General features: G+C 72.1%; 16 protein-coding genes. 8 read left to right on the top strand and 8 right to left on the bottom strand.

What is annotated here, in order from left to right:
• Positions 1-547 precede the first annotated feature (547 nt).
• Complete coding sequence (locus ACSW7Y_RS09535) at positions 548-1,534, bottom strand: LacI family DNA-binding transcriptional regulator (RefSeq protein WP_438126059.1); 987 nt, start codon at positions 1,532-1,534, stop codon at positions 548-550.
• Positions 1,535-1,689: 155 nt separating this feature from the next.
• Here ACSW7Y_RS09535 and ACSW7Y_RS09530 point away from each other — a divergent pair, with 155 nt between their 5' ends.
• The 4 genes from ACSW7Y_RS09530 to ACSW7Y_RS09515 are packed head-to-tail and all read left to right on the top strand — an operon-like array spanning position 1,690 to position 5,969.
• Positions 1,690-2,733 (top strand): nucleoside hydrolase, encoded by a 1,044-nt coding sequence (locus tag ACSW7Y_RS09530; protein ID WP_438126058.1) that lies wholly within the window; start codon positions 1,690-1,692, stop codon positions 2,731-2,733.
• Positions 2,734-2,739: 6 nt separating this feature from the next.
• Positions 2,740-4,149: an MFS transporter gene (locus ACSW7Y_RS09525; RefSeq protein ID WP_438126057.1), complete on the top strand. Its 1,410-nt coding sequence runs from the start codon at positions 2,740-2,742 to the stop codon at positions 4,147-4,149.
• A complete protein-coding gene (locus ACSW7Y_RS09520; RefSeq protein WP_438126056.1) occupies positions 4,146-5,003 on the top strand; it encodes a ribokinase in 858 nt (285 codons plus the stop codon). The genes ACSW7Y_RS09525 and ACSW7Y_RS09520 overlap by 4 nt, the downstream gene beginning before the upstream one ends.
• Positions 5,004-5,033: 30 nt before the next feature.
• Positions 5,034-5,969, top strand: a complete 936-nt coding sequence (locus ACSW7Y_RS09515) for a Ppx/GppA phosphatase family protein (RefSeq protein WP_438126055.1) — start codon at positions 5,034-5,036, stop codon at positions 5,967-5,969.
• A 32-nt stretch (positions 5,970-6,001) separates the two neighbouring features.
• Here the strand turns inward: ACSW7Y_RS09515 and ACSW7Y_RS09510 are convergent, their stop codons facing one another.
• Positions 6,002-6,607 (bottom strand): antibiotic biosynthesis monooxygenase, encoded by a 606-nt coding sequence (locus ACSW7Y_RS09510; RefSeq protein ID WP_438126054.1) that lies wholly within the window; start codon positions 6,605-6,607, stop codon positions 6,002-6,004.
• A gap of 95 nt (positions 6,608-6,702) precedes the next feature.
• Here ACSW7Y_RS09510 and ACSW7Y_RS09505 point away from each other — a divergent pair, with 95 nt between their 5' ends.
• Positions 6,703-7,188 carry a DUF6328 family protein gene (locus tag ACSW7Y_RS09505; RefSeq protein WP_438126053.1) on the top strand — a complete coding sequence of 162 codons (486 nt, stop codon included), beginning with the start codon at positions 6,703-6,705 and terminating at the stop codon, positions 7,186-7,188.
• Here the strand turns inward: ACSW7Y_RS09505 and ACSW7Y_RS09500 are convergent.
• Positions 7,185-8,297: a Ku protein gene (locus ACSW7Y_RS09500; RefSeq protein ID WP_438126052.1), complete on the bottom strand. Its 1,113-nt coding sequence runs from the start codon at positions 8,295-8,297 to the stop codon at positions 7,185-7,187. The two genes, ACSW7Y_RS09505 and ACSW7Y_RS09500, sit on opposite strands and share 4 nt — an antisense overlap.
• A 106-nt stretch (positions 8,298-8,403) precedes the next feature.
• On the opposite strand from ACSW7Y_RS09500, the gene ACSW7Y_RS09495 reads away from it, so the two are divergent.
• The 3 genes from ACSW7Y_RS09495 to ACSW7Y_RS09485 all read left to right on the top strand — a co-directional run bounded on the left by ACSW7Y_RS09495 (position 8,404) and on the right by ACSW7Y_RS09485 (position 12,149).
• Complete coding sequence (locus tag ACSW7Y_RS09495; protein ID WP_438126051.1) at positions 8,404-9,294, top strand: SDR family oxidoreductase; 891 nt, start codon at positions 8,404-8,406, stop codon at positions 9,292-9,294.
• Between the two features lie 74 nt (positions 9,295-9,368).
• Positions 9,369-11,858 (top strand): ATP-dependent DNA ligase, encoded by a 2,490-nt coding sequence (locus ACSW7Y_RS09490; RefSeq protein ID WP_438126050.1) that lies wholly within the window; start codon positions 9,369-9,371, stop codon positions 11,856-11,858.
• Positions 11,859-11,999: 141 nt separating this feature from the next.
• Positions 12,000-12,149: a hypothetical protein gene (locus tag ACSW7Y_RS09485; protein ID WP_438126049.1), complete on the top strand. Its 150-nt coding sequence runs from the start codon at positions 12,000-12,002 to the stop codon at positions 12,147-12,149.
• Between the two features lie 348 nt (positions 12,150-12,497).
• Here ACSW7Y_RS09485 and ACSW7Y_RS09480 read toward each other — a convergent pair whose 3' ends face one another.
• The 5 genes from ACSW7Y_RS09480 to ACSW7Y_RS09460 all read right to left on the bottom strand — a co-directional run bounded on the left by ACSW7Y_RS09480 (position 12,498) and on the right by ACSW7Y_RS09460 (position 17,681).
• Positions 12,498-12,665, bottom strand: a complete 168-nt coding sequence (locus tag ACSW7Y_RS09480) for a hypothetical protein (RefSeq protein ID WP_438126048.1) — start codon at positions 12,663-12,665, stop codon at positions 12,498-12,500.
• A gap of 10 nt (positions 12,666-12,675) precedes the next feature.
• A complete protein-coding gene (locus tag ACSW7Y_RS09475) occupies positions 12,676-13,650 on the bottom strand; it encodes a sugar phosphate isomerase/epimerase family protein (protein ID WP_438126047.1) in 975 nt (324 codons plus the stop codon).
• 184 nt (positions 13,651-13,834) lie between these two features.
• Entirely contained in the window at positions 13,835-14,518 is a 684-nt protein-coding gene (locus ACSW7Y_RS09470; protein ID WP_438126046.1) for a fumarylacetoacetate hydrolase family protein, read from the bottom strand.
• Between the two features lie 83 nt (positions 14,519-14,601).
• Complete coding sequence (locus tag ACSW7Y_RS09465) at positions 14,602-14,817, bottom strand: hypothetical protein (RefSeq protein ID WP_438126045.1); 216 nt, start codon at positions 14,815-14,817, stop codon at positions 14,602-14,604.
• A gap of 482 nt (positions 14,818-15,299) precedes the next feature.
• Positions 15,300-17,681 carry a phosphoketolase family protein gene (locus ACSW7Y_RS09460; RefSeq protein WP_438126044.1) on the bottom strand — a complete coding sequence of 794 codons (2,382 nt, stop codon included), beginning with the start codon at positions 17,679-17,681 and terminating at the stop codon, positions 15,300-15,302.
• Between the last annotated feature and the right edge of the window lie 308 nt (positions 17,682-17,989).

The raw sequence follows: 17,989 nt of genomic DNA, 5'->3' as shown, positions 1-17,989 counted from the left end.
CTGCGGTACCCGCTGCTGCGGCGCCTGCCGACATGGATGGAGACGGCCGAGACTCGGCCTGACGGACACGTCTCGTGCGAACGCGCACGAGATTCGTCCGCCAGTACGAGACTCGGGTCACGTGGCGCTGACCGCTCGGACCGCTCGGACCGCTCGGGCCACCGGACGGGAGGCGCGGTGCCAGCTGACACCGTGCCTCCCGGCCGTCATGTGGTGCGTCCCGCGCCGGCCGAGGGCTCCGCGCGATCTGTCGCTTTCGCGAGGGCGACAAATCGCCGCGCTCTGCACGCGCGCATCTGTCGCCCTGGCGGCACTGACGGTGCCCCGCGCCCGTGCTCTGTCGCTTTCGCGCGCCGGCTGCCCGATGCCCGGGTGACGGCGCACCGCGCCCGTGCTCTGTCGCTTTCGCGAGGGCGACAGATCGCCGCGCTCTGCACGCGCGCATCTGTCGCCCTGGCGGCAATGACGGTGCCCCGCGCCCGTGCTCTGTCGCTTTCGCGCGCCGGCTGCCCGACGCCCGGTTGACGGCGCACCGCGCCCGGCGCCGTCAGCCGGCGGTGCTCGCGCGGACGACGAGCCGCGTGGGGAGCGACGGGACCTCGGCAGCACCGCCGTCGAACGTCGCGAGGAGCCGCAGCGCCGCTGCCCGGCCGAGGTCGGCGCCGGGAAGCGCGACGCTCGTCAGCGCCGGCGCCGTGACCGACGACGACGGCAGGTCGTCGAAGCCCGCGACCGCGAGCTGCTCCGGCACCCGGAGCCCGCGCTCCGACGCGGTCCGCAGCACGCCGTAGGCCAGGGTGTCGGCAGCCGCGACGACCGCGGTGACCCCGTCCCCGACCCAGTCGTCGAGCATCTCCGACGCCGCCGCGGCGCCCGCGTCCACCGTGAGGTCGGCGCGTCCGACGAGCGATGACACGCTGAGCCCGGCGGCGGTCGCGGCATCCTCGAGCAACTGCCGACGGAGCGCGAAGGTCGCCGCGCGCGAGGTGCCGTCGAGGTACGCGACCCGCCGGTGCCCGGCCTCGGCGAGGTGCGCGACGAGCTCGTGCACGCCCGTCGCGAGGTCGTAGTTCACGGCGTCCGGGCCACCGGGAGCGTCGAGCTGCACGACCGGCACGCTCGCCGAGAGGTCTTCGCCCGCCGCGGGGGCGTCCACGAGGATCCCCGCCGGCCGCAGCCGTTCGAAGCGACGGACGTCGGCCGTCTCCGGCTGCCGCCCGCGCTCGGTCACGGAGAGCACGAGCTGGAAGCGGTCCGTCAGGGTGTCCCGGACGCCGCGGATGACCTCGGCGAAGAACGGGTTCGAGAGGTCGGGGGCGATGAGCACCACGAGGTCGCCGCTCCCGCGCGCCAGGGAGCTCGCCGCGTGGTCGACCACGTACCCGAGTTCGTCGACCGCCGCGCGCACCCGTTCGGCGATGGGGGTGGAGACGCGCCCCCGGTCCTTCCCGTTCACCACGAGCGAGACGGTGGCGATGCTCGTCCCGGCGCGCTCGGCGACCATCGCGGCGGTCACGCGGGCGGGGGAGGGCACCCGATGATCGTAGCGAGCGACCGCGGTCGGCTTGACGTCAAACGCTTGACGTGGTTCCATGTCAAACGCTTGACGCGCCGCGGGAGCTGATTCCTCCGCCGCGGACCCCACCGCGTCGAGCCTCAGCGTTCCATCCCCGACGAAGTGGAGACCCCGTGGCAGAAGACCGCGTGTCGGCTCGCGTGCCGAGCAAGATCATCCTCGACTGCGACCCCGGCCACGACGACGCCGTCGCCATGTTGCTGGCCCACGGGAACCCCGACATCGACCTGCTCGCCGTGACCACGGTCGTCGGCAACCAGACCCTCCCGAAGGTCACCCGCAACGCCCTCGCCGTCGCCCGCATCGCGGGCATCACCGGCGTCCCGTTCGCCGCCGGCTCGCCCCGACCGCTCCTGCGCGAGATCGAGGTCGCCGAGGACATCCACGGCGAGAGCGGCCTCGACGGGCCGATGCTCCCCGAGCCGTCGTTCGACCTCGACGAGCGGCACGCGGTCGACCTCATCATCGACACCGTGCTGGCGCACGAGCCCGGGACGGTGACCCTCGTCCCGACCGCCGGTCTCACCAACATCGCCCTCGCCGCCCGCAAGGAGCCCCGCATCGTCGAGCGCGTCAAGGAGGTCGTCCTGATGGGCGGCGGCCTGCACGTCGGCAACTGGAGCCCGGTCGCCGAGTTCAACATCGTCATCGACCCCGAAGCCGCGGACATCGTCTTCAGTGCCGGGTGGGAGGTCGTCATGGTCGGACTCGACCTGACGCACCAGGCACTGGCCACCCCGGAGGTCGCCGCTCGCATCGCCGCCGTCGGCACCGGCCCGGCCGCGTTCGTCGGCGAGCTCCTCGACTTCTTCGGACAGACCTACCAGGACGCCCAGGGCTTCGACGCGCCACCCGTGCACGACCCCTGCGCCGTCGCGTACGTCATCGACCCGACCGTCGTCCGCACGGTCAAGGTCCCGATCACGGTCGAGACGAAGGGTGAGCACACCCTCGGCATGACCGTCGCCGACTTCCGCGCGCCCGCACCGGAGGACTGCCGCACGAACGCCGCGACGGAGCTCGACCACGGCCGCTTCTGGGACCTCGTCGTCGACGCGCTCGAGCGCATCGGCGAGACGCCCGACACCGGCTGGACCCCACTCGCCGCAGCCGCCAGCCTGGCCGACCCCGACACCGCCGTCACCCCGGAGCACTGAACCCCCATGACCACCACCTCGACGAAGAAGTCAATCGGCGCACTCACCGCAGCCCTCCTCGCCGCGTGCATCGCGTTCCAGCTGAACGCGAGCATGCTCAGCCCCGCCCTGGTCACCATGGCTCGGGAACTGCGGACCGACGACGCCACGATCGGGCTCTCGCAGACCCTGTTCTTCACCCTCGCGGCGTTGTTCTCGCTGTTCCTGCCCCGGCTGTCCGACATCGTCGGCCGGAAGCGCGTCCTGCTCGGCATGCTCGTCGTGATGCTCGTCGGCAGCGTCGTCGCCGCGCTCGCCGTCAACGTCCCGATGCTGTTCGTCGGACGCATGATCCAGGGTGTCACCGGCCCGGTTGTGCCGATCGGTCTGCTCATCCTCCGCAACGAGATCGCCGACCCGAAGCGCTACGGCGCCGCGCTCGGCCTGCTCACCGCGGTCAACGGCGGCATCGCGGGCGTCGACGCCCTCGCCGGAGGGTGGATCGCCACGCACTTCGGGTTCCGCGGGATCTTCTGGGTCATCACCGTGGTCACCGTCGTCGCCGCACTCATGGTGGCCGCCTGGGGCGTCGAGTCCAAGCCGTCCGCCGGCACCCGGATGGACTGGTGGGGCGTCCTGCCGCTCGTCGTCAGCGTCGGCGCACTGCTCACGGCGTTCAACGAGGCCGGCAAGCTCGGCGCTGCGAACTGGGCGCTCGTGGTCGGCGGGATCGTCGTCGCGCTCGCCGCGTTCGGCGTCTTCTGGGCGGTCGAGTCGCGGGTCCGTGAGCCCCTCGTCGAGACGCGGTTCCTCAAGCGCCGCGGCACCTGGGCACTCCTCGTCACGACCCTGCTCACGATGACCGGCGTCTTCGCCGTCGTGAACGGCCTCGTCACGTCGCTCGCGCAGAACACGGAGGTGGGCTTCGGCATGGAGGCCGACCTCGCCTCGCTCGCGTTCCTCACGCCGTACGCGCTGGTCGGCTGGATCGTCGGGCCGTTCGCCGGCCGACTCGCGCCCACCCTCGGCTACCGAGCCGTCCTCCGCGTCGGACTCGTCGGGAGCATCGTCGCGACGCTCGTGATGGCGTTCGTCGGCGTGCACTCGCTCCCGGTGCTCGTCGCCGCCACGGTGCTCATCGGCATCACCTACGCGGGCATCGCGAACATCATCCTCAACGGTCTCGGCATCGTGCTCTCGCCCGAGTCGAACCCCGGGTTCCTGCCCGGCCTGAACGCCGGCGCGTTCAACCTCGGTGCGGGCATCAGCTTCGCGGTCCTCCCGGCGCTCCAGATCGCCCTCGGCACCGGTGGGTCGGCCGGCACCGCCGGGTACTCCGGTGGGATGCTGCTCGGGGCCGTGATCACGTGCGCGGCCCTCGCCACGTCCTTCCTCATCCCGCGCCCGGCCTCGGCCGAGACAGGAGCCGCAGCATGACCGGCATCGTCGTCGTCGGCAGCCTCAACGCCGACCTCGTGGTCCGCACCGAGCGCTTCCCGAAGCCCGGTGAGACCCTCCAGGGGTCGGACCTCGCGATCCTCCCCGGTGGCAAGTCCGCCAACCAGGCGGTGGCAGCCGGGAGGCTCGGGGGCACCGTGCGCATGATCGGTGCGGTCGGCGACGACGGGAACGGCGCGCTGCTCCGCGACTCCGTCGCGGCGGCCGGTGTCGACACGACGCACGTCACCGTCCGCGAGGGGGTCGCGACCGGCACAGCCGTCATCACGGTCGACGACGCGGGGGAGAACACCATCGTGATCTCCGCCGGGGCGAACGGGACGCTGACGCCCGACGACGTCCCGGCCGACGCGTTCGCCGGTGCCGGCGTGCTCGGGCTCTGCCTCGAGGTCTCGATCGACGTCGTCCTCGCCGCCGCACGCGCCGCACACGACGCCGGGGTCACGGTCCTCACGAACCTCTCGCCGTTCGGCGCCGTCCCACAGGAACTGCTGGACCTCACCGACGTGCTCCTCGTGAACGAGCACGAGGCGGCCGAGCTCGGCGACCACGGCGTCGCACGCTCGATCGTCACCCGCGGCGGTGCGGGCTGCACGGTGCACGACGGCGACGCGGACCCGGTGTCGGTGGACGCCGTCCGCGTGGACCCGGTCGACACGACCGGGTGCGGCGACGCGTTCATGGGCGCGGTGGCGCTCCGGCTCGCCGCAGGCGACACGCTCGCCGACGCCGCTCGCTTCGCCGTCGGGGTCGGGGCGTACGCCGCGACCAAGCCGGGCGCACAGGCCTCGTACCCGACCACCGCCGAGCTGGAGGCGTTCCTGCGGGCGTAGTGCGTGCCTCCCGACCGTTACCGTGGTGCCATGCGCGTCGGAGTCCTCGACATCGGGTCCAACACCGGCCACCTGCTCGTGGTGGACGCCCACGGCGGGGCCGCGCCGCTGCCGGCGTCGTCGTTCAAGCAACCGCTGCGACTCGCCGAACACCTCGATGCATCCGGCGCGGTCACTCGCGACGGCATCGACGCCCTGACCGCCTTCGTCGCCGACGCCGTCCGGGTCGCCGAGGAGCGGGGCTGCGAGGACATGTTGGCGTTCGCGACGTCCGCGGTCCGCGACGCGGTGAACTCGGACGCCGTGCTCGCGCACGTCCAGGACGCGACGGGCGTCGAGCTCGCCGTGCTCTCCGGCGACGACGAAGCGCGGTTGACGTTCCTCGCCGTCCGACGCTGGTTCGGGTGGTCAGCCGGGCGGCTCGCGGTGTTCGACATCGGCGGCGGGTCGCTCGAGATCGCCGGGGGAGCGGACGAGGCACCGGACGTGGCGTGGTCGATGCCGATCGGTGCCGCCCGGCTCGCGCGGTCGTTCTTCGCCGCGGGGACGCCCACCGACGACGACGTGCGGCGGCTGCGTCACGAGATCCGGGTGTCGATCGCGCGCGACGCCGGGCTCCTGCTCCGTTCCGGCCGACCGGACCGCGCCGTCGCGACCTCGAAGACGTTCCGGTCGATCGCCCGCATCTGCGGCGCGGCTCCCTCGGCGGCCGGGCCGCTCGTCCCGCGGTCCCTCGACGGCGCCGAGCTCCGTCGACAGCTGCCCGCGCTCCTCGGCATGACCGTCGACCAGCTCGCGACGCTGCCGGGCGTGTCGCCGAGCCGGGCGCACCAGGTCGTCCCCGGCGCGCTCGTCGCCGAGGCCTGCCTCGACATCTTCGACCTGCCGGCGCTCGAGATCTGCCCGTGGGCCCTCCGCGAGGGCGTCATCCTCGAGCGGCTCGACCAGCTGTCCGTGCTGGGCTGAGGTCAGGGGACTCCGGTCGAGCCGGCCTGCGGTCAGGCCTTCCGGGGCGGTGCGAGCAGCCAGGGACGGATCAGCTTCGTCACGAACGGCAGCACCCAGAACGTCATGACCGGGGTGAGCACGAGCGTCGTGATCAGCACCCGCGGCAGCACGGCGAGGTGCCCGAACGCCGGGACGAGCCAGCCGACCAGGAACGTGAACGCGAGGTTGACCGGGAAGAAGCCGAGCCAGATGCTCACGGCCTGCTTCCACCGCGGGGGAGCGCTCGACGTCGGGGTGTCCTGCGGGGCGTCGAACCAGCCCTCGATGCCCGTGCGCTTCTCGACGCGGGACTCCACCACGAGGTCACGGCCGAGGTCGAGCCACCGCAGCCGGTCGTCGGAGTTCTCCCACGTGGCCAACTGCTCGTGGTCGGCGAACCGGTACAGCACGTGCCACTCGCGGCTCGTCGCGTGCGAGCGGACCCACCCCGAGCCGAGGAAGCCCGGGTAGCGGTTCGCGAGGTTGACGCCGGACTGCACCCAGCGGGTGGCCTCCGGGATGCGGTCGGGTTCGACCAGACGGGTGATGGACACGGTGACGGGCGGGCCTGCACTCACGGATGACGAGGTCAGGCTCCCAGGCTCTTGTGGAGTCATGCGTCCAGTGTCCCCGAAGCGTGTTTCCGGCTCGTGTCGTGACCGGGTGGCGGGCGGCGCGATCGGGGCATCGACGCGGGCAGTACGGTCACGGGATGAGCGAGTTGCAGCGGGGTCGGAACGAGACCCCGACCGAGCGGTGGGACCGCAACTGGAGCGACATCCAGCAGGAGCTGCGGATCGTGCAGACGGGGACGCAGATCCTCGCCGGGTTCCTGCTGACGCTGCCGTTCCAACAGCGGTTCTCGTCACTGAGCGCCCGGCAGGAGACGATCTACCTGACGCTCGTCGTGCTCGCGGTCGTCGTCACCGTCGTCGCCCTCGCCGTCGTGGCCACCCACCGCCTCGTGTTCCGGCAGCGGCAGAAGCACGACCTCGTCCGCGCGGGCAACGTCCTGCTGCTCGTGACCCTCTTCGCCGCGGCGCTCCTGTTCGCCGGGACGGTGTGGTTCGTGTTCGACGTGGTGCTCGGCGGTCGCGGCGGGATCATCGCCGGCGTCGCGGTCTTCGTCGGGACCGGAACGTTGTGGACCGTCCTGCCGACGGTCCTGCGACGCACGGCGAGGGACACCGAGGACTAGCTGGCGCGCTTCTTGGCCGGGGCCTTCTTCGCCGGGCTCTTCCCCGCGGCGCTCTTCCCCGCGGCGCTCTTCCCCGCGGCGCTCTTCGTGGTCGGCGTCTTCGTGGTGCTCGACTTCCCCGCCGCCGTCCGCTTCGGGGTCGTCTCCTCCGCAGCCGCCGCCGAGGCGCCCGCCTTCGCGGTGCTCCCCTTCGTGGTGCTCGTCTTCGCGGTGCTCGCTCGCCCGCGGGCCGGCGCCTCCTGGGCGGACGCGTCGCCCGCGGTGGAGTCGTCCTTCGCGGAACGTGAGGTGCCCCGTGATCGCGACCCGGTGCCTCCCGTCCGCTTCTTGTCGACCGACGCCCGCAGGGCGGCCATCAGGTCGATGACGTCACCACCCTCACCCTCGTCCTCGTCCTCGTCCCGCTCGCCGAACGTCTCGGCGGTGTCGACGTCGTCGCCGGAGGCGAGCTTCGCGTCGATGAGTTGCTGGAGTTCCTCCTGGTACGCGTCCGTGTACCGGTCCGGGTCGAAGTCGGTGGACATGCTGTCGACGAGCGAGGACGACATCTTCAGCTCGTTCGCGCTCACCTTCACCGAGGAGTCGAGGGACTTGAAGTCGGCGGCACGGACCTCGTCTCCCCACAGCAGTCCCTGCAGGAGGATGACGTCGTCGTTGACCCGCAGCACGCCGAGCCGGGTCTTCTGCCGGAGCGTGAACTGCACGATCGCGAGCCGGTCGGTCTTCGCGAGCGTCTCGCGGAGCAGCACGTACGCCTTGGGGGAGCGCGAGTCCGGCTCGAGGTAGTACGACTTCTCGAACATCATCGGGTCGACCTGCTCGACCGGGACGAACTCGAGGACCTCGATCTCGTGCGACTGCTCCTCGGGGAGCTGCTTGAAGTCGTCCGCGGTGAGCACCACGGTCTTCTCGCCGTCGTCGTAGGCGCGCTGGATGTCGGCGTACTCGACCTCGTGGCCGAACTCGCACACCCGCTTGTACCGGATGCGGCCCTTGTCCTCGTCGTGGACCTGGTGCAGGGAGACGTCGTGGGTCTCGGTCGCTGCGTACACCTTGATCGGTACGTTGACCAGCCCGAACGCGATGGAGCCCTTCCAGATCGACCTCATGGCCACATGATGCCCGCCCCTGCACCGGAGCGTCCGGAGGGAGGGGTTCTCCACAGGTTCCGACACGGCTGGGCCGACCGGAGGCGACGACGAGCACGATGGGCCCATGAGCCAGCTCGACAAGCAGGACCCGCGGACCCAGCACCCCCGCCCGCCGTTCCCCGCGCAGACGCAGGACGGCTCCGGACTCGCGAGCGCGATGGACCCGGAACCCGACCACGGCGAACGCGGTTACCAGGGCACGGGGCGGATGCCGGGCTACCGGGTCCTGGTCACGGGCGCCGACTCGGGCATCGGTCGTGCGGCGGCGATCGCGATGGCGAAGGAGGGCGCGGACGTCGCCCTGAACGCCCTGCCCGAGGAACGCAGCGACCTCGAGGACGTCCGCGACGTCATCGGGGACCTCGGCCGCAAGGCGGTCGTCCTGCCGGGCGACCTCACCGACGAGGACTTCTGCGCCGAGCTCGTCCGCGACGCCGTGAGCGCGCTGGGCGGCCTCGACGCGCTCGTCACCGTCGCCGGGTTCCAGCAGGTGCACGAGGACGTCGCCGAGCAGACCACCGAGTCCTTCGACCGCACGCTCAAGGTCAACCTCTACTCGCTGTTCTGGCTCGTCCGGGCCGCGGTCCCGCACCTGGCTCCCGGCAGCGCGATCGTCACGACGAGCTCGGTGTCCGCGTACGAGCCGCAGGCGCGGATGATCGACTACGCGGCCACGAAGTCGGCGATCATCACCTACACGAACGGCCTCGCGCGGCAGCTCGCCCCGAAGGGCATCCGGGCGAACACGGTCGTCCCGGGGCCGGTGTGGACGCCTCTGCAGCCGATCAGCTACCCGGGCGACGAGATCGCCCACTACGGCGAGGGCACACCGTTCGGCCGACCGGCGCAGCCCGTCGAGCTCGGCAGCGCGTACGTGTACCTCGCCGGACCCGAGTCGTCGTACACGTCGGGCTCCACCCTGACCGTGGCGGGAGCGACCGGGGTCGCGCTGTGAGCACGGCGGCGGGAGCGATCGGAGCGGCGCTGTGAGCGGAGTGGCACTGTGAGCGGAGTGTCTCTGTGAGTCCGGTGGCGAAGCGTCGGACGGTCCTCGTCGGCGGGCAGCGCATCGCGCTCAGCAACACCGACAAGGTGCTCTACCCGGAGACCGGCACGACCAAGGGCCGGGTGATCGAGTACTACGAGCGGGTCGCGCCGTGGATGATCCCGCACGTGAAGGACCGCCCCGTGACCCGGAAGCGCTGGGCGAACGGCGTCGACGGCAAGGTCTTCTTCGAGAAGAACCTCCCCGACTCCGCCCCCGACTGGATCCGCCACCACACCATCGCGCACAAGGAGCACGACACCGAGTACCCGATCGTCGACGACGTCGCGACGCTCGTCTGGATGGCCCAGCAGGCCGCGCTCGAGCTGCACGTGCCGCAGTGGCGCTTCGGACCGCGTGGCGCACACCAGAACCCGGACCGGCTCGTGCTCGACCTCGACCCCGGCGAGGGCGTCGGGCTGCCGGAGTGCGTCGAGGTGGCCGTCGCGGCGCGCGAGGTCCTCCAGGGCATGGGGCTCGAGCCGTACCCGGTGACGTCCGGGTCGAAGGGCATCCACCTCTACGCGGCGCTCGACGGCCGTGCGACGACGAACCAGGTGTCCGACGTCGCGCACGAGCTGGCGCGGGCGCTCGAACAGGACCTCCCCGACCTGGTGCTCTCGTCGATGAGCCGTGCCGAGCGCGCCGGGAAGGTCTTCGTCGACTGGTCGCAGAACAACGGCAACAAGACGACGATCGCCCCGTACTCGCTGCGCGGCCGTGACCGGCCGACGGTCGCCGCCCCGCGGACCTGGGACGAGCTCACCCAGCGTGGGCTCGCCCAGCTCACGCTGGACGACGTGCTGGACCGCCTGGAGGCCCGTGGCGACCTCCTGCACCCGGTCGCGTCCGCCTCGTTGTCCGTCGGCAGGCCCGACCACGGCCACTGGGACGGCGAACGGACCGAGGACGCCAACCGGGCGAGCGAGGACCGCTTGACCGCGTACCGGGCCAAACGGGACGCCGCGAAGACCCCCGAGCCGGTCCCCGCCGGCGCACCGACCGTCCGCGAGGACGGCACCCCGACGTTCGTGATCCAGGAGCACCACGCCACCAGGGACCACTACGACTTCCGGCTGGAGCACGAGGGCGTGCTCGTCAGCTGGGCGCTGCCGAAGGGCGAGCCGACCGATCCGGGGAAGAACCACCTCGCCGTCCAGACCGAGGACCACCCGCTCGAGTACGGGTCCTTCGAGGGGATCATCCCGGCTGCCGAGTACGGCGGCGGGACCGTCACGATCTGGGACGACGGCACGTACGAGCTCGAGAAGTGGCGCGAGGGCGAAGAGGTCATCGTCACCCTGCACGGCCGGACCGGGGCTGCACGACGCCTGGCGCTCCTGCACACCCGGGGTCGAGGACGCGGCCGCGACGGCGACGAGAAGAACTGGCTCATCCACCGCACGAAGGACCAGCCCGATCGCGAACCCGGTGGCACGGCGGACGGGACGCGAGCGGCGGGGGCGACCCGCGCCTCCCGGCCGACGGCGAAGGCGACCAGCGCCTCGACCGAGCGCCCGGAGGAACGCCGCACCATGCAGGCCACCCCTGCGAAGGGCGAGCCGCGACTCGACCCCGGTGACTGGGCGTTCGAACTGAAGTGGGACGGCATCCGAGCCCTCGCGACCGTCCGCGAGGGCCGGGTGACGCTCCGGAGCCGGAACGGCAACGACCTCACCGCGCAGTACCCCGAGCTGCAGGAACTCGCCGAGCGGGCCGGGGTCGACGGCGTCTACGACGGGGAGATCGTGGCACTCGACGACCGCGGACGACCCTCGTTCCAGCTGCTGCAGAACCGGATGGGCCTCACGAAGGCGCGCGAGGTCGAGGCTGCTCGGGGGGCCACCCCGGTGCGGCTCCTGCTCTTCGACGTGCTCGAGGCCGACGGACACGAGCTCACCCGGCACGGGTACACCGCCCGGCGCGAGGCCCTCGCCACCGTCGTCGAACCCGGCGGAGCGATCGAGGTGCCGGACGCCGTGGACGGCGACTTCGCCGCGGCGCTCGCCGAGTCGGAGCGACGCGGGCTCGAAGGGGTCGTCGCGAAGAAGCGCGGCTCGAGGTACGCCGAGGGCCGTCGGTCCGAGGCCTGGCTGAAGGTCAAGCACCACGCCACGCAGGAGGTGGTCGTCGGCGGGTGGAAGCCGGGAGCCGGACGTCGAGCCGGAGGCATCGGATCACTGCTGCTCGGGGTGCCGGGGCCGGAGGGTCTCGAGTACGTCGGCAAGGTCGGCACCGGGTTCCGCGACCGTGACCTGGACGCAATCGCCCGTGCGCTCGAGCCGTTGGCGAGCGGGACGTCGCCGTTCGTGGACGTCCCTCGACCGGATGCCCGTGACGCGCAGTGGGTCCGACCGGTCCGGGTCGGTGAGGTCGAGTTCGCGGAGTGGACCGGCGACGGACGGCTCCGACAGCCCTCGTGGCGTGGGTGGCGCGCGGACAAGGACCCTGACGACGTCGTGCGCGAGTCCTGATCGCGCACATGCACGCGCATGGGGTCCGCCCCGGGCGAACTTCCGTCCCCCGTTCGGCGCCCCTCCGGGGGACGATCTCGGGGCCGCTCGCCACCGGAGGTACGGCGGCTGTTACGTTCGCCGGGACGGAAGGGCGTGACCATGAGCACGAGCAAGTACCTGCCGCCGTTCTCGCCCGAGGAGCGCGGATCGGCGACCCGCGGGCAGACGCTGCCGGCGAACTCGGCCGACGACGCGCTCGACGAAGAGGTCACCTACGCCGACTTCCTCGGCGACCAGGTCGACGACTGAGAAGGATCCCGGGCCCGCTGCCGCCGATCCCGGGCTCGCTGCCGCCGATCCCCGGCTCTCCGCCGGCGGCCCGGGCTCGCCGCGGGTGGGTTCCGGTCCATCGGTGTCCGGCTCGGGGCAAGGCGGCCCGTGCGCCGGATCAGGGAACGCACGGGCCGCCGTCGAAGCGCCGTGACCGGCGTTCAGGGATGGCCGGCCACGGCGCGCTGACGTCAGCCGCGGTGAGCAACTGACAGGCTCACCACTGAGACGGGTCAGCGCACCGGTTCGTCACACCTGATCTGGAGAATTCTTCCGCGGAGCCCTGCTCTGCGGCGTTCTGTCCTGCTCTGCCCGGGCGGACCGGGCTCAGGGGGCGGGCGCCGGGCCGTCAGCGGGTTCGGCGTCGTCCGCGACCGGGAGGTCCCGCTCGACGAGGTCGTCCTCGTCGGGTTCGGTCACGTCGGCCGCAGCGGCCTTCGCCTCGTCGATCGCGTCCTGTGAGCGGCGGAGGAGTTCGTCGTCGTGGTCGGTCATGCAGCGGACGTTACGCGGGCGTCCCTGTGCCGGCCTCGCGGCGGGGCAGCGGCACGGTCGGCATCGGCGCGACGGGCGCCCGCGAGGAATCGAGGTCGACGGCGGAGGTCGGTGCCGGGGTGGACGGCATCGCCGGGGCGGCGGGGGTGCCGAACGCATCGGCCGCGTCGAGCACGGCACGCGTGGCCGCCGCCGCGGTCCGGAGGGCGTCGGCCGTCGGCAGGGCTCGGTGCGCGGCCGTCCGGACCTCGACGCCCCACGGCTCGTCGAACCCGAGATCGCGCACGGTGCGGATGAACCCGGGCAGGTCCCACGCTCCGGATCCGGGCAGGTGGCGTGCGGCGTGGGACTCCTCGGCGAGGGTCATGCCGTTCGGCGTGTGCAGGAGGCCGTCACTCAGTTCCACCGCGGCGAGCACGGCGGGCGCCACGCCCTCGCGGACGGATGCCAGCGTCGAACCGCCCCGGAGCACGTGCATCGCGTCGAGGAGCAGGCCGCCGTTCGGGTGCCCCGCCGCGGTCACGAAGCGTGCGGCCCGTTCGACCGTCGGCAGGTTCGACCACGGCTCCGGTTCGAGGACGAGCTGCGCGCCGAGCTGCTCGGTCCGTGCCGCCAGCGCCACCCAGTCGTCGGTCATCGCGTTCGGACGGACCGACAGGGTGGTGTCCGCCCGGACGACCACCTGCCACGCCCGGAGCGCCGCGGTCGCCTCGAACACCACACCGCTGTCGGCGTCCTCGTCGTCGGAACGGTCGTCGCTCGTCCACCATCGGTCGAGCGGACCGAGCTGCACCCAGACGATCCCGGCGCCGTCGAGGACGCGTCGGAGCTCGGCGAACCCGATCGTGGCGCGGACCTCGTGCAGGTCGCCCACGGTGAGGGACAGCCCCGCGAACCCCGCGTCACCGACGGCGCGCACACGCTCACCGATCGGTTCGTCGCCCGCCCAGGTCGAGGACGTGGCGAGCAGGTCGTGTTCGAGCACGGCGGCACCTCCGGTTCCGGACGGGCGGCTGCCCCCGGCACCCGGCCCTGTCCGTGATGTTGCGACGCCGTTGACCCCTGACGTCAGGTTGAGGTCTACGCTGCCGACCTGCGTGCGCTCCCAGTCCGCCGACACGTCGCCGGAACGCGCGAGGTCGCTCGACACCCGTCCGGAGCGGAGGCGCTCAGACCACGCGGGTCCGCACGGACCCGATGCCGGAGATGCGCCCCTGGACGACGTCGCCGCGCACCAGCGGGCCGACTCCTTCGGGGGTCCCGGTCATGAGCAGGTCCCCGGGCGCGAGTCGGACCGAACGGGAGAGCTCGGCGATCGTCTCGGCGACCGACCAGATCTGGTCCGACAGGTCGCCGGACTGCCTGACGTTGCCGTTCACGGTCAGCTCGACGGCTCCGGTCGTCGGGTCCACCCCCGTGGCGGGGACGAGCGCGCCGAGCGGAGCGGAGGCGTCGAAGCCCTTGGCGGCGTCCCAGGGCCGACCGAGCCGCTTCGCCTCGGCCTGGAGGTCGCGCCGGGTGAGGTCGAGTCCGACGCCGTACCCCCAGACGACGTGGAGCGCCTCGGCCACCGGCACGTCCACCGCGGGGGCGCCGATCGCGACGACGAGTTCGACCTCGTGCTCGAGCTGCGCGGTGAGCGGCGGGTACGGGGTGTCGGCGCCGTCCACGACGACGGCATCCGCGGGCTTGGCGAAGAAGAACGGCGGCTCGCGGTCCGGGTCGTGGCCCATCTCGCGGGCATGGGCGGCGTAGTTGCGGCCGACGCAGAAGATCCGCCGGACGGGGAACCGGCCACCCGCTGTCGTCGGGACGGACGGCTGGGGCGGTGCCGGGATGACGAGGTCGCTCACCGGTCCAGCCTGGCACGGCACTGCCCGGCACTGCCCGGCACTGCCCGGCGCTGCTCGGCACTGCCCGGCGCGCGTCGACCCGATCAGCCTTCGGCGAAGGACGCCTCGGCGCGGAGCTTCCGGGCGCGGGCGCGTTCCTCGCGCTCGCGGCGCTCGGCGCGGAGCTCCTCGAGGCGCTCGACCCACCCGTCGGCTCGCACCACTCGCTCGTAGTGCGGATCCTTGAGCAGACTGAGCGTCGAACGCTCGAAACGCTTCACCAGGTCGAAGAAGCGGTCGTCGTCCATCTCACTGATCACAGCTCGGTTCCTCTCCGTCGCCCGGTCGGTTGATCGATCTCCTGCTCAGCCAGGGCGCCTTCCATCCACTCGTCGTCAGCGGTCACCCACGGTCGACTCAAGACTGCGTGTGCCATCAGCGGTGCAGCGTCCCGATCCGCCGGGTCGTCCGAGAGCGACCGTTCGGCGATCTATGCCCAACGCTGCCACCAGTGGTCTCGGTGTGCCAAGAACTCTGCATTCCGCCGGACTCGACCGCCTTCGATGATCGTGACCACCAGACTCGCCACCGCCACCACGGCACCGATCACCGCCACCGCTGCGCTCGTCCACCCCACGTCCATGGCCCGAGCCTGACGGCACAGGACCGGGCACGCGGCGGGCGTGACCGGTCCTGTGGAGGGCGAGCCGTGCCTCCAGGTCGGTGCAGGAGACGCGCCCACGGCTGCGGGAGCCGCGATGGGCGCCGCGTCGGCGGACGAGCCGACCAGATCTCGGACTGCTCAGTCCTGCGGCCACCCCGCGAACTCCCACCCGGCGACCGACGGATGGTCCTCGCCCCGCGTGTACGCGTACTCCCGTGCGGCCTCACGCGCCGCGGTCAGGCGGTCGAGCAGCTCGGCGTGCTCCGCTGCGTCGACCCGCGTCAGCGCGTCGTGCGCCAGCGCGAACCGGTCCATGTCGTTCCGCATGAGCATGTCGAAGGGCGTGGTCGTGGTGCCCTGCTCCTGGAAGCCGTGCACGTGGAGGTCGTCGTGCCCGTGGCGGCGGTAGGTGAGCTGGTGCACGAGTGCGGGGTACCCGTGGAACGCGAAGACGGCGGGCGTCCCGGGGAGGAACACCTCGTCGTACCGTTCGTCGGAGACCGGGTGCTCGTGCTTCCGTGGGTCGCCGATGGACAGCAGGTCGACGACGTTCACGACCCGGACGCCGACGGCGGGTGCGTGCTCGCGGATGATCGCGGCGGCCGCGAGCGTCTCGACCGTGGGGACGTCACCCGCGCCGACGAGCACGACGTCCGCCCGGCCGACCGCGGACTCGGTGCCGGCCCAGTCCCACACGCCGAGCCCGGCCGCGGCGTGGGCGACGGCGTCCTCGAGCGAGAGGAACACCGGTTCCGGGTGCTTGCCGGCGACGATGACCTCGATCCGGTTCGTCGTCTCGAGTGCGTGGGCGGTGACGGCGAGCAGGGTGTTGGCGTCGGCGGGGAGCTTGATCCGCACGAGGTCCTGCTGCTTCGACGCGACGACGTCGAGGAAGCCCGGGTCCTGGTGCGAGAACCCGTTGTGGTCCTGTCGCCAGACGTGCGAGGAGAGCAGGATCGTGAGGTTCGACACCGGCAGGCGCCAGTCGAGATCCTCGGAGGACTCGAGCCACTTCGCGTACTGCCCGACCATCGAGTCGATGATGTGGGCGAACGCCTCGTAGGTGTTGAGGATGCCGTGCCGACCGGTCAGGACGTAGCCCTCGAGCATGCCCTCGAGGACGTGCTCGGACAGGACCTCGATGACCCGACCGCGTGCCGAGAGGTGTTCGTCGCCGGGGGCCCGGTCCGCCCGCCAGACCCGGTTCGTGACGTCGAACACCGCGTCGAGCTTGTTCGAGATCGTCTCGTCGGGACCGAACAGACGGAAGTCCGAGCCGTTGCGCTCCACCAGGGCGGCGAGCCACGGACCGAGGGTCCCGGTGGCCGAGGCCGGCTCGCCCGCCGGGACGCCGTGGTCGGCGATCGCCGGGAGGTCGAGCGCGGTCCGGATCCGGCCGCCGTTGGCGAACGGGGTCGCACTCATCCGGAGGTCGCCCTCCGGTCGGATCGTGCCGAGGATCCCGATCGGCCGGCCCTGCTCGTCGAACAGTTCCTCCGGACGGTAGGAGCGCATCCACTCCTCGAGCCGTGCCCGGTCCTCGTCGTTCGTCCGGACGTCGGGCAGCGGGATCTGGTGCGAGTGGAAGCTGCCCTCGTTTGGCCCCGTCCAGCCCTTCGGCGTGCGGAGGACGATCATCGGCCAGCGTGGACGGAGGTCGGCAGCGCCCGCGAGCTGTCCGGCCGCGGCGCGCTCTGCCTGTGCCCGTGCGGCTGCCTGGATGTCGTCGATGCGGGCGAGCGCCCGTCGCAGCGCGGCGTCGAGCAGGGCGTGCACCGCGAACGGGTCATGGTCGACACGGGCCGAGTCGACCACGATCGGCTCGTAGCCGAGCCCGCGGAAGTAGGCGTCGAGGTCCTCCCCGGGGATGCGGGCCAGGACGGTCGGGTTCGCGATCTTCCACCCGTTGAGGTTGAGGATCGGCAGCACGGCACCGTCCGACACCGGGTCGAGGAAGGTGTGCGCCTGCCAGGACGCCGCCAGCGGACCGGTCTCGGCCTCGCCGTCCCCGACGACGCACGCGACGACGAGGTCCGGGTTGTCGAGTGCGGCCCCGTAGGCGTGGGCGAGCGAGTAGCCGAGCTCACCGCCCTCGTTGATCGAGCCGGGGGTCTCCGGGGCGGCGTGCGACGGGATGCCGCCGGGGAAGGAGAACTGCCGGAAGAACCGCTGCAGCCCGTCCGTGTCCGGTGTGATCTCCGGGTAGAGCTCGTTCCACGTCCCGTCGAGCCACGCGTTCGCGTTCATGGCCGGTCCGCCGTGCCCCGGCCCGCAGACGTACAGCAGCTGCCGGTCCGTCTCGGCGATGAGCGCGTTGCAGTGCGCGTAGACGAGGTTGAGCGCCGGCGAGGTCCCCCAGTGTCCGAGCAGGCGCGGCTTGATGTCGTCCGGCTCGATCGGCCGGGTGAGGAGCGGGTTGTCGAGCAGGTGGATCTGCCCGGCGGTGAGGTAGTTCGCGGCGCGCCACCAGGCGTCGATCGCCCGGATGCGGTCGGTGGTCGCGATGTGTGCAGGGGACATACACCCACGCTACGGAGGGGCGGGTGGCGAACTTCCAGCAAACCCGCCCAAACCATCAGGACGGGGGTGCCGAATGCATGACACCAGGGCGAAACGCCCAAGAAGCTCCCCGGTCACGTACGGCCGGTACACGACTCGCGCACAGCAGCGGCGGGTCAGGGCCACCGGCCGGAGCGACATCCACAGCAAAGGACAGAACATCATGCGCAAGAGCCTGAAGACCTCGATCACCCTCGCCACGACCGGCGCGCTCGTCCTCGGTGGCGCCGCGTTCGGTGTCGGCGCCGCGAACGCGTCGACCCCGACGG

The sequence above is a fragment of the Curtobacterium flaccumfaciens genome, assembly GCF_051548005.1.
Taxonomy (GTDB): Bacteria; Actinomycetota; Actinomycetes; order Actinomycetales; family Microbacteriaceae; genus Curtobacterium.
This window is presented reverse-complemented; position numbering and strand designations above follow the sequence as displayed.